Below are 14,046 nucleotides of genomic sequence, written 5' to 3'. Positions count from 1 at the left end.
ATGTAATGAAGCCTTTCAGGTTGATAACTTATTTAAATATTGCAATAAATAAGGCTGCAATTGTAGATACAGCACTGATGATAGTTGATGTGATTGTTATATTAAACTGTTTGTCTGATCCGTATTTTGCCGTAGCTTTTTTGGCTTTGTTAGGTTCTACGTATATGACATCATTTTTTTGTAAATAGTAATATGGGGATGAAAAAATTGCTGGATCGGTCAGGTCGAACCGGCAAAATTCCTTTTTTCCGTTTTTTTCTCTGACTAATAATACATTTTTTCTTTCTCCGTATATGGTTAAATCTTCAGCCATACCGATTGCATCCAGGATGGATACACGTTCACTTTCTATTTTTAATACTCCGGGTTTGTTTACCTCTCCTAAGACGACGATTTTAGAGTTAAGAGTGTTTACTGTTACTAAAGGACTTTTGACGTATGCCTCGATCTCTTTTTTTATTGTTGTTTCGAGTTGTCTCGTTGTCAATCCGGCAACTTGAATTTTACCGAGTTGCGGATAATTGATATATCCGTATTTATCGACAAGATATGTTTGAAGTTTCGGCGTTCCGCTGATTTCAGTGTCACCGGCTTGTAAATAGCTGATAGCTGGAAGATTGAACATTGCTACCGCATTAGGATCTTCTGCCGATACATAGATAGATAATATGTCGTCCGGGATAATTTTAGATTCGTAGTTTAATAAAGTATCGATTGCTATACCTTGGTCGTATTTATTTTCTAAGTCTTGAAAATAAGCAATATCTGATTGTGTTTTACAAGAGAAAAAGGCGACGGAAATAAGGAATAAGTAAAATATATTTGTTTTCATTAAAAATAATTTTTGCAGATAAACATAATTCAATGGGACAAATATAGCCTTTTTATCGTATGTTCCCAATAAAATTTGCTCACTTAATTATGTAACGGTTCTTTCTGTTTTTTATTGTCGTTGTAGAATAAAAATTTTTGTAAAATGTAGCGTGTTTTATATCTGCTTTATTACCAAATATTTATTTTGATATAAAATTATTCTGATAATTTATTGCCATTTGCTTTAGAGTATTTTTTATTTCAAAAATAGGTTTTGTTTCATAAAAAAAGATTGTGTACGTTTGCATAAAATATTACGAAATATGCAGGTCAGTTTTGATTTTAATGGTATAGAGATCATTTTTTTTATTGTAATGTTTATTCTTTTTTCGATTCAGATATTCTATTATCTATATTTTTACCGAAAACCCTTGAAATATCTGGAATCGGAAGAAAAAGGAGATGTCCCATATACCGATAAACAGCCGGGAGTATCTGTCATCGTGTATGCTAAAAATGACGCTGAGCATTTAGAGGTTTTTTTACCTTCGATTTTGTCACAAAACTATCCCGATTTTGATGTGATTGTTGTAAATGACGGTTCTACAGACGAGACTCGTGATGTTGTGACCCGTTTAGAATCTGAATATGACAATTTATATCAAACTTATATTCCGGATGAAGCCCGAAGCCTTAGCCGGAAAAAATTGGCCTTAACGGTTGGAATTAAGGCGGCAAAGCATGATATTGTAATGTTGACAAATGCCAATTGTGCACCTGAAGGAAGTGATTGGCTTACTTATATGATGCGGAATTTTGTTGAAGGAGTGGATATCGTAGCAGGATACGCATATATAGACGGGGAGGGGCAACGGAAAAGAAGATACGTCGCTTATGATCGGTTAATGTTTACTTTGCGTTATATCTCTTATATTCTATTGCATAAGACTTATATGGCCGAAGGATATAATCTTGCCTATCGGAAAGATCTGTTTTTCAGAAATAAAGGTTTTTCCAAACATTTAAATCTCCATTATGGAGACGATGATTTATTTATTAATGAGGTTGCGACGGCAGATAATACCCGTATCGAACTTTCTCCTGAAAGTAGAATGGTAATTCATTATGAAAATAATTTTAAGGCTTGGAGAGAATTAAAGTTAAGGTATGATTTTACTGCTGCCTATTTAAAGACCGATTCGAAGTTTGTATTTGGCTTTGAGCGAATGACCGTGTATTTATTTTATATTTCGATCGTTTTATTTTTTGTTTACGGACTTTATTATAATCTGTTGTTTTCGGCTGTATCGTTTTTGTTTTGGTTATTACGGTTTATTGTACAAGTAACCATATATCGTAAATCTGCAAAAAGATTATCATCCAATAAATTATTCTTTTTACTTCCAGTTTTTGATCTTTTACAGTCTGTAATTAATCTATATTATAAGATTATCGGGATTTGTAGTAAAAGTAAAAATTTTACATGGCAGAATTTGTAAAAGTCTGTTTAATTTTGCTCGAGTCGGTTTCGTGAATTTCTGTATCGGAAAATTAGAACAAGTTTTTAGATAGATTGAATAGACTTTTGGAAGTATTTTTTAAGTCTTTCGATTTTATATAAAGAATTATTTTTCTTGTTCTGTGATAGTTTGTGTGTTATCTTTGATTTTCGGGTTTCTCTTTTTTTTGAAAAGACGATGTATCGATTCTCCTATGCGCTGGAATAGTTCCTGAAATTTTGTAAAATCACGTTTATACATGATTCCTACGCCTTGAGTTGTCAGGGCCGATTTTATGTAGTAGTTTTTATCATTGTAGTGATTATATGCTTTTAAGCGTAAATTTCCGCTTTTGCTGAGTAAATATTCTAAGTCGAAATCACCGATAAATGTATTGCTGTTTACGGCGTCATCTCGATATCCGAAATTTCCGTTAAATATTAATCGATTGTTGAGCAGTTGACTTGATAAAGCAAGTTCGAATTCTACATCAGAGAAATCCCCTTTATCACTTCGGATATTTGTACCGATATTCCATTTGTCGCTAATTTGCCCGAGCATATTGCTTAACTGTGAGGATAAGGTCGATGAGGCTACCGAAACGAGTTCGTTATTTCGGGCCTGTCCCACGTTCATATAATCCGGAGTATAGAATTTGTTTAGTGCCAGCAAATATATGATTTGCCGGTTCATCATCTCGTCAGTGCTGACAATGCTGCGTATCCGTCGGTCAACATCCTGACTTAAAGTCGGAAAATTCAAATCGAATTTAAAATCGGGACGTTGTAAATCTCCGGTAAGACGTAAAACCGTTTGAACAGGAACGTTCGTTCTTGCCAGTTCCTTATCATCGGCAAAACTTTCATCCAGATCTTGTAGATTTGCTGTCAGTGCGTAATAAGCCTCGATGTTGAGCTCGGCATTCAGAGGTGTACCTCTGAACGAGATACTGCTTCCTGAACGTATGGCAAAATCTCTTGTGATAAGATCTTGCAAATTAAAGTTATAATTTCCTTTTTCCAAGGTATATGTACCATACATTTTCATGTCGGATAACGTATTATATTCTATACGCATTGCCCCAGTTCCGTTTGCCTTGATTATATCTCCTGTGGCCGGGTCCATGACCAGTTGCATCGTTATATCGGGAGTAGCATCGATTTGAAGATTTATATTTAATAAATGATTCTTTTTTTCAATAACCGGAGTAGAAATCGGAGTATCGATGCTATCCTGTTGTAATTTCTGCTTTTCAAAATTCAATGCACGTCTATTTATGAAAGTAATGAACGGGTAATCGCTTGCTGTTTCGTTTCCCGTAAGAACATAGGTAAATTTAGAGTTCGGTCCGGTACTCATATTGACATCTATATTCGTTTTTACAAGATCCCCGTTGATAGTTGCAGCTCCGCTTCCATATATTGTGCCGTAATAAATAGGGCTGAGTTTTTCTGTCATATTATATACCAGAAAATTCTGTAATCCTGAAATCCCGATATCATAGCTGAGATTCTTGAAGTTTTTATGATGCAATATACCTTTGACCTTAGCGAGTTTCCCATTTCGATCGCGCAACGAGGCATCATTAAAATATATCGAAGTAGGAGTCATGTGTACGGTATCAGTAACGGAAAATGACGTGTTCAAATATCCGATGTCGAAAGTAAAATTATCGACAAAAGCATCTCCTGTTACGTTTAAGGCTTTGAATTTCCCGTAAAAATCCAGTTTTCCGGTGGCCCGTCCTGTCGCATTGCTTAAAATATTATCCATAAACGGACGGAGAAATTCAAGGTTCAGCCGATTTGCATCGAATGACAGATGTAGCGAATCTCTGGTCGGAAATATATATCCCTCGATCCGGGTATCATCTGTATTCGATTGAGATATTTTACCTTGTAGTAAAATACCTTTTGTTTCTCGCTCCCATTGGCTGAATAGATGAAGATTTCCCAATAAAGAGTGATTGTATGCAAAATTAATTACATCAAACTGTTTTGTACTCAGGCGGATTTCTTTATTCAGTAATCCGGCGATGCTGAATATACCCGTGGCTTGACCTCCGAAAACGACATGTTTGATATTCAGTGATCCGAAAATATAATCAAGGTTGATGTCATTCAATTGCAAAGTCAATTCATCTTCAGGAAGTTTTGATATGTTACCGTCAAGACGTAAAAATTGAGAATCATGTCTTACTTCGAAATGGCTGATTTGTATTTTACCATCGTTAATGTTGATTTGGGACGGGGAGACTTGCCATATTGTGTCATTCAGTATCAGTTGGGTCGGGTTGATATGTATGTCGGCATCGGCAGATTTTTCGGTTTTGATAAATTTACTTTGGGATGATAATTCTCCACAAAACGTTGCCGTACCGGAGTTGCTCCAGTTGATTTTTGTGTCAAGATAGTCGTCATGAGCTTTTGCAGCTACATTCCAATGAATCTGTTTGTCCTGCTTGTTAAGTAGCATAGCTCCAAGCTGGAAAGAAATATTTTCTTTTTGTTTTTCTGCGTAGATTCCCGCCGAAGCAAAGCGCATGTTTTTTATTTGAAATTCGGGCAAATTTCCTTCTATCCTGAAATTGCGGTTTTCATCACTGAAAAATCCTGATATTTTTGCCGGATTTTTTAAAATAAAAGGCAGTTCGAGAACATCCGATAAATGATTGCTGTTCTGAATCTCGAAGTTAAAAGTGAAGTTGTTTTGTGCTACTTGTTTAGAGGTAGGTGGCTGAATGAGTGAAGGTAGCGCAGATGCTAACATTCGAGTGAAAGAGTCCTTTAGTGTATTAAAAGAATATCGGCCGGATATTCTTCCTGATATTAAGTCCGATTCGATGCTTACTGACTGAGGAGTTTGTTCATTGTGAGCTTCGATATGAAAATTTCGAGTTGAGAATATTTTTCCGTTATTGTTAAAAGAGAGGGTGTCTATCGATAAGACTCCTTCTGCATTATCCAGATTATTTCCTTCGAAATTGGCACTGAGAATGAATCCTAAAGTCGAGTTTGAGTATTGAGGGGCTAATTGTAGTTCCTGTAAACGTATATTTTCACCTCGTGCTACTAATTGAAATATCGGACGCTTATCTAATAGATCGATAGTTCCGTTCATTTGCAAGTTCCCGTTCGGATCGTCTATATTGAGAGTGCCGTCATATTTCGAACCTTTGTAGTTCCCGTTCAGGCTGATGTTCTCGTATGTGTATCCTTTAAAGTCGATATGGCCTATATCTCCAATGACTTTACCTTCGGGCATTTCATTATGCGGGTGGTGTCCATCGAGATCAAATTTAAAACTGATTTCTCCCAAGGGATTCCCTTGGGGCAGAAGCTCCCTGATTTGAAGCCCTGAAGTTTCTACAGTTCCTTTATATGCCAGATTTTCTTTTGCATTCCGGGAGATCATCATGTCCGCCCGTAACTTTCCGATATTGCTGTCAAATTCTCCGAAGGTGATCAATTGAGTTATAAATCCCGATATTTCACCGTGAAAACTAACTGTTCCTAAATGAGCAAGAATCGGGTTCACATCTTTGCGGACCGAAGATAAATCGTTGATTAAAGATTGTATTCCTTTGGGAGATGCATTCAATTCTTGTATTTCACCGAATATGAACGCATTTTGTGGTGATGTAACGCCATCGAGACTACCTTTGCTTTTCAAATGGATACTTTTCTCTCCATAAGATAAATTCATGTGTTCGAGTCGTAGGTTGTTTATAGTTCCGCCGATATTACATGTCAAATCTATCGGGGTAGAAAAGTTCCGTAAGATCGGAGCAAAAGGAGCAATGTCTTTTAATACGACATGAGCTTCATCAATATTGAAATTCAAATCCGTACTGTCACAGAATTGTTTCAGCGTATTTGTCTTTGACAAGTCGATGTCTGTTTTTCGGATACTCAGGTGTGAATTTGCAAGATTGAGCCGAAAATTAGACAATGTCGCTTTATCTTCGTTCCCTTGTAACTTAAATGCCAATTTTGATAATGAAAAGCCCGATTTTTCTTCAAAACTGATGCGCCTGACATTGATGTTTATAGAGTCTTTCCGTAAAGCTTTTAGTGATACGGTAGATACTACTTTGTCCAAAAGGATATGGTTCTTGTCAAAAGTTCCCGGATCTTTGTACGGTTCGGATAAAATATCATAACGGATACTTCCCCGGCGAATCAGGATAGTATTAAGCTGTATATCGAACGGTTTATAACGATTCTTTTTTCGAGGAGTAAAAGCATCTATTAAAAATTGGAGATTGGTTTGTGAATTTGAAGAATCCCGTTGTATTTCGATTTTGAAATCGAAAAGTTGGGCCGTTGTAAATATCAATTGATGTTCCAATAAAGCAAAAGGGGAAAATCCGGCAGTTAGTTTTTGAGCATAAAGCAATGTATCGTTTTTCTGGTCATATAGACAAAGCCCTTCCAATACTGCTTTATTGAACGGGAAAAGCTGTACCTGTTTTATAGTTAATTTCGTTTCTAATACTTGAGATAGTTCACGTTCGCTTATATTCTTGATTTCCTGTTGAACAGCGGGTATGCTCAACAATAAATAAAGTCCGGCATATACGATAATTAAAATCGTTAATATGCTGATTGTTATGTATTTGAAAATCTTGAATATCTGTTTCATGACAATGTGGTACAAATTTATCATTTTTCGGAGAATAAATCTTTGACGTTGTCGAATTTTTCGATCATGCAACATTTATTCTTGATTTGTGATTATAATATTGTTAAAAGAATTATGCAAAATATAACATTTTGCGTAAAAAGTTGTGTTTTGGGTAAACAAAAATCGGATGCTTTTCCTAATAATTCCCTTTTAATGATTAATTTCGTCCGCAGAAATATTGTGAGAAAATCAATTATATGAACCATATAACTATTTTAGGAATAGAGTCATCATGCGACGATACGTCGGCAGCTGTAATTCGAGATGGCGTTATGTTGTCTAACGTTATAGCCAGCCAGGCTGTGCATGAGGCTTTCGGAGGAGTTGTTCCCGAACTGGCATCTCGTGCACATCAGCAGAATATTATACCGGTAGTGTCCGAAGCATTGAAACGTGCAGGAATCGATAAGAGCGAATTGAGTGCATTGGCGTTTACTCGCGGACCGGGATTGATGGGGTCTTTACTTGTCGGTACGTCTTTTGCCAAAGGTTTTGTAACCGCTTTGGACATTCCTCTGATCGATGTAAATCATTTGCAGGCACATGTCATGGCGCATTTTATCAAGGAGAGCGAAGATGACCATAATCAACCGTCGTTTCCGTTTATCTGTTTATTGGTGTCCGGAGGAAATTCCCAGATTATTCGGGTAAATTCGTATAAGGATATGGAGGTGATCGGGCAGACGATAGATGATGCTGCCGGAGAGGCTTTCGATAAGTGCGCTAAAGTCATGGATTTGGGCTATCCCGGCGGACCGGTAGTGGATCGTTTGGCTAAAGAAGGGAATCCGAAGGCCTTTACCTTGAATAAACCGCACATTCCCGGGTATAATTACAGTTTTAGCGGATTGAAGACTTCTTTCCTTTATTTACTCCGTGACCGCATTAAAGAAGATCCTGATTTTATAGAAAAAAATAAACAAGATCTGTGCGCTTCTTTACAGTTTACTATTGTGGATATATTAATGGATAAATTGCGTAAAGCGGTAAAGGATACCGGTATTACCGAAGTGGCGGTAGCCGGGGGAGTGTCGGCTAATTCGGGAGTGCGAAACGCTTTTGAAGATCATGCCCGTCGGTATGGCTGGAAGATTCATTTGCCGAAATTTTCTTTTACGACCGATAATGCAGCTATGGTGGCGATAACGGGATATTACAAATATTTGGACAAAGATTTTTGTTCGATCGACGAAGCTCCTTTTTCTCGAGTAGTATTGTAAGCTGTTTATAAAATGTATAATTGGGTATTTTATATCATTGTGTTTTTTGTCGTGGGAGAATATATTTTTTCCCAATGGTTGGCATCGAGAAACCGTCGTGCTGCATCTCCGGTTTTGCCGGAAATGTTGCGGGGACTTTACGATGAGCGGAAATATGCCGATCAGCAAAATTATTTCAAAGTCAACAATCGTTTCGGTCTTATAACTTCTACATATACGACTTTGCTCGTCTTGTTGATGCTGTTTTTGGGCGGATTCGGATGGCTCGATACATGGGCTTTTTCATTGTTTGAAAAGTTGATTCCGGCTACATTATTCTTTTTTTTCGTTCTTTTTTTGGTGAATGATCTGTTGACTATACCTTTTGATTGGTACGATACATTTGTTATAGAGGATCGTTTCGGATTTAATAAAACAACTCGTAAAACGTTCGTTGCCGATAAGTTGAAATCTTGGCTGTTCGGTATAGTTATAGGTGGATTACTTTTGGCTGCGATTCTTTGGTTATATCTGTGGTTGGGAACTTCTTTTTGGTGGGTTGCCTGTATTGTGGTCGTGGCTTTCAGTATGTTGATGAATATGTTCTATTCGGAATGGATCGTTCCGTTATTTAATAAACAGACGCCATTAGAAGAGGGCGAATTGAGAAATGCGATAGAGAAGTTCGCTAATCGTGCCGGTTTCAAACTGAATAATATTTATGTGATAGACGGTTCTAAACGTTCTACAAAAGCAAATGCCTATTTTAGCGGATTAGGACCTAAAAAACGGATCGTACTTTATGATACGTTGATAGATGATTTGAGCACGGAAGAAATTGTTGCAGTTCTTGCTCATGAGATAGGCCATTATAAACATAAACATACATGGCAAATGATGGGAGTATCGGTAATGAATACGGTTCTGATGTTTTTTTTGTTGTCTTTGGTGTTGGACAGTTCGGTGTTGGCTGAGGCGATGGGGGGAAGTACGCCTTCTTTTCCGTTAGCTTTGGTCGCATTCGGTTTGTTATATACTCCTTTGGAGCTGTTGACAGGGATCGGGATAAATGCTCTTTCTCGTCGAAATGAATATCAGGCAGATGCTTTTGCCGCATCTTTTGGCTTAGCGAATGCTTTGATAGGTGGTCTGAAAAAACTTTCCGTGAAATCGTTAAGTAACTTGACTCCCGATTCTCTATATGTAAAAGTATATTATTCTCACCCTACGTTATTGCAACGCATGGCGGCTTTGCAAAAATATAAATGATATGAATGTTGAGATTATAGTAATCGGAGATGAATTGCTGATCGGGCAGGTAACCGATACGAATTCGTCTTGGATAGCCCGTAACTTGAATAAAATCGGTTGGGAGGTAATGGAAATTACGACGGTGCGTGATCGTCGTGCTGAAATTATATCCGCTATCCGCCAGTCGTTCGATCGAGTGGATGTCGTATTAATGACAGGTGGACTCGGGCCTACGAAAGATGATATTACTAAACAGACGCTTTGTGAATATTTTGGTGGAAAATTGATCTTTGATGCTGAAGTTCAGAAAAATAATGATCTTTTTTTTGAACGAAGGGGATTGCAAATGAATGACTCCACTCGTACACAGGCGATGGTGCCGGACAGTTGTACCGTAATACAGAATCCGGTAGGAACAGCTCCTATTATGTGGTTTGAAAAGGATGGAAAAGTATTAGTGTCGATGCCCGGAGTTCCGGCAGAGATGCAGCGAGCCATGACAGCGGAGGTGCTACCCAGATTGAGAAAGCGTTACCCTGATCATACGGCAATTTTGCATAAAACTTGCCTTGTGAAAGATTTCTCAGAATCGGCTTTGTCTGAATTTCTCTCGGATTTTGAAGCCGGATTACCGGCATCAATTAAATTAGCTTATTTGCCCGTTCCGGGAGTTATCCGGTTGAGGCTGACGGCACGGGGAGAGAACGAGGAAATTTTATCTCGGCAGTTGGACGACTCTTTCTCCCGTTTAGAAGATTTGTTGGGAAAACATATATTCTGTCATCGAGATGCTACTATGGCGGAGGCGTTAGGGTTGCTGTTATCCTATAAAGGATTGACAATTGCTACGGCAGAAAGTTGTACCGGAGGAAATATCGCACATGAAATTACATTGATACCCGGCAGTTCGGCCTATTATAAAGGGAGTGTGGTATCTTATGCCAATGAAGTGAAGGTGCAGGTTCTGGATGTCGATCCTTCGACAATAGAAAAACACGGAGTCGTGAGTTGTGAAGTTGTGGAACAGATGGCTAAGGGGGTACGACGTTTATTGAAAACCGATTGTGCTATTGCTACATCGGGTATTGCCGGACCGGACGGGGCAGTACCCGGTAAGCCTGTCGGTACGGTTTGTATTGCTGTAGCTGTCGGAGATCGGATAGTCAGTCGTAAATATTGTTTTGAAAATTCACGGGCGATAAACATAAATCGTTTTACGCATACGGCACTGTTGCAGATGATCTCTGTTTTAAGTGAATGATCAGGAATAGAGAGTTCTAAAAAAAAGAGTATTTAATAGAAAAAAATTTGGAAGGTATTCTTAAAAACGTTTACTTTGCACTCTGTTTGTGAAAGCAGTAGAAAATCAATAAAAAAATAGATAAAGCGATGTCGAAGATTTGTCAAATTACCGGAAAAAAAGCATTGGTTGGCAATAACGTATCTCACTCAAAGAGACGCACAAAAAGAAGATTTAATGTCAACTTGTTTACCAAAAAGTTCTATTGGGTAGAACAAGATTGTTGGATCAGCCTGAAAATATCAGCTGCCGGTCTCCGTACCATTAATAAAATGGGATTGGATGCAGCTTTGAAACAAGCTGCGGAAAAAGGTTATTTAAACGCATAATTAGAAGGAAGTTAAGAAGATGGCAAAGAAAGCTAAAGGTAATAGAGTACAAGTTATTCTTGAATGTACGGAGCACAAAGCAAGTGGTATGCCCGGTACTTCGAGATACATTACCACTAAAAACAGAAAAAATACCACAGAGAGATTGGAATTGAAAAAATACAATCCTATCTTGAAAAAAGTAACTATTCACAAAGAAATTAAATAATATTGAGCTATGGCAAAGAAAACCGTTGCGTCTCTTCAGAAAGGTGATGGACGTACTTATTCAAAGGTGATTAAAATGGTAAAATCACCGAAGACAGGAGCTTATATTTTCCAGGAAGAAATGGTTCCTAATGAAAAAGTAAATGAAGTGCTCGCTAAATAATTGAGAATATCAGATACTTAATATAAAGAGCTTCCTTACAATTCTGTAAGGAAGTTTTTTTTTGTCGCTTTATTTTGTAATTTTGTGCTTTGAAGATTGTATGATATGCTGGAAAGTACCTCGAAATCTTCATTTCATATCCGATAACCGATGGCCGGGAAAGCAGAGAGTTTGAAAGATATAATTGCAATTGTAATCAATGATAAAAAATAGATATGGGATTATTCGGTTTCTTTTCTAAAGAAAAAAAGGAGACACTTGATAAAGGTCTTTCCAAAACCAAAGAAGGGGTATTTTCGAAACTTGCCCGTGTCGTAGCGGGAAAATCGAAAGTTGATGACGATATCTTGGACGATCTGGAAGAGGTGCTTATCACATCGGATGTCGGAGTGGAGACGACTTTGCGTATTATCGAACGGATTGAAAAGCGAGTCGAACGGGACAAATATATTTCTACCGGGGAGTTGAAGGGAATGTTGCGTGAAGAGATTGCCGCTTTATTGACAGAAAACGATAATGAAACTGAGGGGGAATTTACTGTTCCGGAGAGTAAACGTCCTTATGTGATAATGGTGGTTGGTGTAAACGGTGTAGGGAAAACAACAACAATCGGAAAACTGGCCTATCAATATAAGAAGAACGGAAATAAAGTCTATTTGGGTGCAGCCGATACCTTTAGAGCAGCTGCGGTAGAACAGCTTGTAATATGGGGTGAAAGAGTAGGTGTTCCGGTTGTGAAACAAAAAATGGGAGCTGATCCAGCTTCTGTTGCTTTTGATACCCTAAGTTCGGCTAAAGCTAATGATGCGGATGTCGTAATTATCGATACGGCAGGACGCTTACATAATAAAATCAGTTTGATGAATGAGCTTTCTAAAATTAAGAAAGTAATGGACAAGGTTATTCTGGGAGCACCTCATGAAGTGTTGCTCGTATTGGATGGCTCTACCGGACAGAATGCTTTTGAACAGGCGAAACAATTTACCGCTGCGACAGAAGTAAATGCATTGGCAATTACCAAACTTGATGGTACTGCAAAGGGCGGGGTAGTGATCGGAATATCCGACCAGTTTAAAACACCGGTTAAGTATATAGGTTTGGGAGAAGGAATGGAAGATTTACAGGTATTCCACAGAAAAGAATTTGTAGATTCTCTTTTCGGAGACGAATAAGATATGTAATTTACGATATTTCGCATGAACAAGATCGCGCAGAGAAGACCTATATCGCTTTGCGCGATTTCTGTACAGTAAAGGTCGGAAGACTATTTAATTATAGAACAAATGGTAAAGAACAGAGTAGATATAATAACATTAGGATGTTCTAAAAATTTGGTGGATTCGGAACATCTTATGCGGCAGTTCGAAGCGGCCGGATATGAAGTCCGGCATGATGCAGAAAAAGTAACGGGAGAGATCGTGGTGATCAATACCTGTGGGTTTATAGGCGATGCCAAAGAAGAATCGATCAATATGATTTTGAATTTTGTTGCGGCAAAAGCAAAGAAAAAAATCAAAAAGCTTTATGTAATGGGATGCCTGTCTGAACGTTTCATGACCGAGCTTGCAGGAGAGATTCCTGAAGTCGATAAGTTTTACGGAAAGTTCGATTGGAATAAATTGCTGGATGATTTGGGAAAGGAATATGTGCCTGACCTTCGTTTGGAACGTATATTGACAACGCCTTCTCATTATGCATATATAAAAATAGCTGAAGGTTGTAACCGGATGTGTTCTTATTGTGCTATACCTATTATAACGGGACATTACCAGTCTCGTCCTATGGAAGATATCATTGAAGAGATTGAGATGTTGGTACGGAAAGGAGTAAAAGAATTTCAGATTATAGCTCAAGACCTTACCTATTATGGGATGGATATTTACAAAAAATTTTGTATTGCCGAATTGGTAGATCGCATTGCTTCTGTTCCCGGAGTAGAATGGGTGCGATTACATTATGCTTATCCGGCACGTTTCCCGTATGATCTGTTACCCGTAATGCGTAAACATGCTAACGTTTGCAAATATCTCGATATTGCATTGCAGCATATTAGCGATAATATGTTACGGATGATGCATCGACATGTGACCAAGGAAGAAACTTATGAACTGCTTTCCCGTATTCGGAAAGAAGTGCCCGGAATACATATCCGCACTACTCTGATGGTTGGGCATCCCGGAGAGGGAGAATCTGATTTTGAAGAACTGAAAGAGTTTGTCCGGAAAGCCCGGTTTGAACGTATGGGAGCATTTGCTTATTCCGAAGAAGAAGGGACTTTTTCGGCTGAACATTATTCGGATGATATACCGGAAGAAGTGAAACAGAGGCGGTTGGATGAATTGATGGCTATACAAGAAGAGATTGCTGCCGAGATAAATGTTTCCAAGGTAGGACAGGAAATGAAAGTGATTATCGATCGGGAGGAAGAAGAATATTATATAGGACGTACAGAGTTCGATTCGCCGGAAGTTGATCCTGAAGTTTTGATTGGAAAAGAAAAGCCGTTGATTATTGGAGATTTTTATAACGTTCGGATTACTGATGCCCAAACATTTGATTTGTTCGGAGAGGTTTTATAGAATATCTGTGTTTTATAATC

At 38.0% G+C, this 14,046-nt stretch carries 11 protein-coding genes; 9 read left to right on the top strand and 2 right to left on the bottom strand.

Annotated elements, in window-relative coordinates:
* Positions 1-28: 28 nt before the first annotated feature.
* On the bottom strand, positions 29-832 hold the full coding sequence (locus QUE35_RS05160; RefSeq protein WP_031258769.1) for a polysaccharide biosynthesis/export family protein: 804 nt from the start codon (positions 830-832) through the stop codon (positions 29-31).
* Positions 833-1,136: 304 nt separating this feature from the next.
* Here QUE35_RS05160 and QUE35_RS05155 point away from each other — a divergent pair, with 304 nt between their 5' ends.
* On the top strand, positions 1,137-2,312 hold the full coding sequence (locus QUE35_RS05155; RefSeq protein ID WP_022601863.1) for a glycosyltransferase: 1,176 nt from the start codon (positions 1,137-1,139) through the stop codon (positions 2,310-2,312).
* Between the two features lie 126 nt (positions 2,313-2,438).
* Here QUE35_RS05155 and QUE35_RS05150 read toward each other — a convergent pair whose 3' ends face one another.
* Positions 2,439-6,956, bottom strand: a complete 4,518-nt coding sequence (locus QUE35_RS05150; RefSeq protein ID WP_022601862.1) for a translocation/assembly module TamB domain-containing protein — start codon at positions 6,954-6,956, stop codon at positions 2,439-2,441.
* Between the two features lie 239 nt (positions 6,957-7,195).
* Here QUE35_RS05150 and tsaD point away from each other — a divergent pair, with 239 nt between their 5' ends.
* From tsaD to rimO, 8 genes are all read left to right on the top strand, one after another.
* Positions 7,196-8,218 carry a tRNA (adenosine(37)-N6)-threonylcarbamoyltransferase complex transferase subunit TsaD gene (gene tsaD / locus QUE35_RS05145; RefSeq protein WP_022389753.1) on the top strand — a complete coding sequence of 341 codons (1,023 nt, stop codon included), beginning with the start codon at positions 7,196-7,198 and terminating at the stop codon, positions 8,216-8,218.
* A gap of 12 nt (positions 8,219-8,230) precedes the next feature.
* Positions 8,231-9,466, top strand: coding sequence for a M48 family metallopeptidase (locus tag QUE35_RS05140; RefSeq protein WP_022601860.1), 1,236 nt, complete (start codon positions 8,231-8,233; stop codon positions 9,464-9,466).
* A gap of 1 nt (position 9,467) precedes the next feature.
* Positions 9,468-10,709, top strand: a complete 1,242-nt coding sequence (locus tag QUE35_RS05135; protein ID WP_022389755.1) for a CinA family nicotinamide mononucleotide deamidase-related protein — start codon at positions 9,468-9,470, stop codon at positions 10,707-10,709.
* Positions 10,710-10,837: 128 nt separating this feature from the next.
* On the top strand, positions 10,838-11,077 hold the full coding sequence (gene rpmB / locus QUE35_RS05130) for a 50S ribosomal protein L28 (RefSeq protein ID WP_009319564.1): 240 nt from the start codon (positions 10,838-10,840) through the stop codon (positions 11,075-11,077).
* Between the two features lie 19 nt (positions 11,078-11,096).
* The gene (gene rpmG / locus QUE35_RS05125; protein ID WP_009319565.1) at positions 11,097-11,285 is read left to right on the top strand and encodes a 50S ribosomal protein L33; all 189 of its coding nucleotides are present in this window, start codon (positions 11,097-11,099) and stop codon (positions 11,283-11,285) included.
* 9 nt (positions 11,286-11,294) lie between these two features.
* Positions 11,295-11,447, top strand: a complete 153-nt coding sequence (locus QUE35_RS05120; RefSeq protein ID WP_009319566.1) for a DUF4295 domain-containing protein — start codon at positions 11,295-11,297, stop codon at positions 11,445-11,447.
* Positions 11,448-11,662: 215 nt separating this feature from the next.
* Entirely contained in the window at positions 11,663-12,619 is a 957-nt protein-coding gene (ftsY, locus tag QUE35_RS05115; protein WP_022601859.1) for a signal recognition particle-docking protein FtsY, read from the top strand.
* 111 nt (positions 12,620-12,730) lie between these two features.
* On the top strand, positions 12,731-14,026 hold the full coding sequence (gene rimO, locus QUE35_RS05110; RefSeq protein WP_022389757.1) for a 30S ribosomal protein S12 methylthiotransferase RimO: 1,296 nt from the start codon (positions 12,731-12,733) through the stop codon (positions 14,024-14,026).
* Positions 14,027-14,046 lie beyond the last annotated feature (20 nt).

Source organism: Coprobacter fastidiosus, from assembly GCF_030296935.1.
In the GTDB taxonomy this organism is placed as follows: domain Bacteria; phylum Bacteroidota; class Bacteroidia; order Bacteroidales; family Coprobacteraceae; genus Coprobacter; species Coprobacter fastidiosus.
Note: the sequence above shows the minus strand (reverse complement) of the source record. Positions and strands in the feature narration are given on the sequence as shown.

Bases quoted from the DNA above. Each gene is read 5' to 3' on its own strand.
- QUE35_RS05150 (WP_022601862.1), bottom strand. From the start codon at position 6,956: ATGAAACAGATATTCAAGATTTTCAAATACATAACAATCAGCATATTA.
- QUE35_RS05140 (WP_022601860.1), top strand. From the start codon at position 8,231: ATGTATAATTGGGTATTTTATATCATTGTGTTTTTTGTCGTGGGAGAA.
- tsaD (WP_022389753.1), top strand. From the start codon at position 7,196: ATGAACCATATAACTATTTTAGGAATAGAGTCATCATGCGACGATACG.
- QUE35_RS05155 (WP_022601863.1), top strand. From the start codon at position 1,137: ATGCAGGTCAGTTTTGATTTTAATGGTATAGAGATCATTTTTTTTATT.
- QUE35_RS05160 (WP_031258769.1), bottom strand. From the start codon at position 832: ATGAAAACAAATATATTTTACTTATTCCTTATTTCCGTCGCCTTTTTC.
- rpmB (WP_009319564.1), top strand. From the start codon at position 10,838: ATGTCGAAGATTTGTCAAATTACCGGAAAAAAAGCATTGGTTGGCAAT.
- rimO (WP_022389757.1), top strand. From the start codon at position 12,731: ATGGTAAAGAACAGAGTAGATATAATAACATTAGGATGTTCTAAAAAT.
- QUE35_RS05135 (WP_022389755.1), top strand. From the start codon at position 9,468: ATGAATGTTGAGATTATAGTAATCGGAGATGAATTGCTGATCGGGCAG.
- rpmG (WP_009319565.1), top strand. From the start codon at position 11,097: ATGGCAAAGAAAGCTAAAGGTAATAGAGTACAAGTTATTCTTGAATGT.
- QUE35_RS05120 (WP_009319566.1), top strand. From the start codon at position 11,295: ATGGCAAAGAAAACCGTTGCGTCTCTTCAGAAAGGTGATGGACGTACT.
- ftsY (WP_022601859.1), top strand. From the start codon at position 11,663: ATGGGATTATTCGGTTTCTTTTCTAAAGAAAAAAAGGAGACACTTGAT.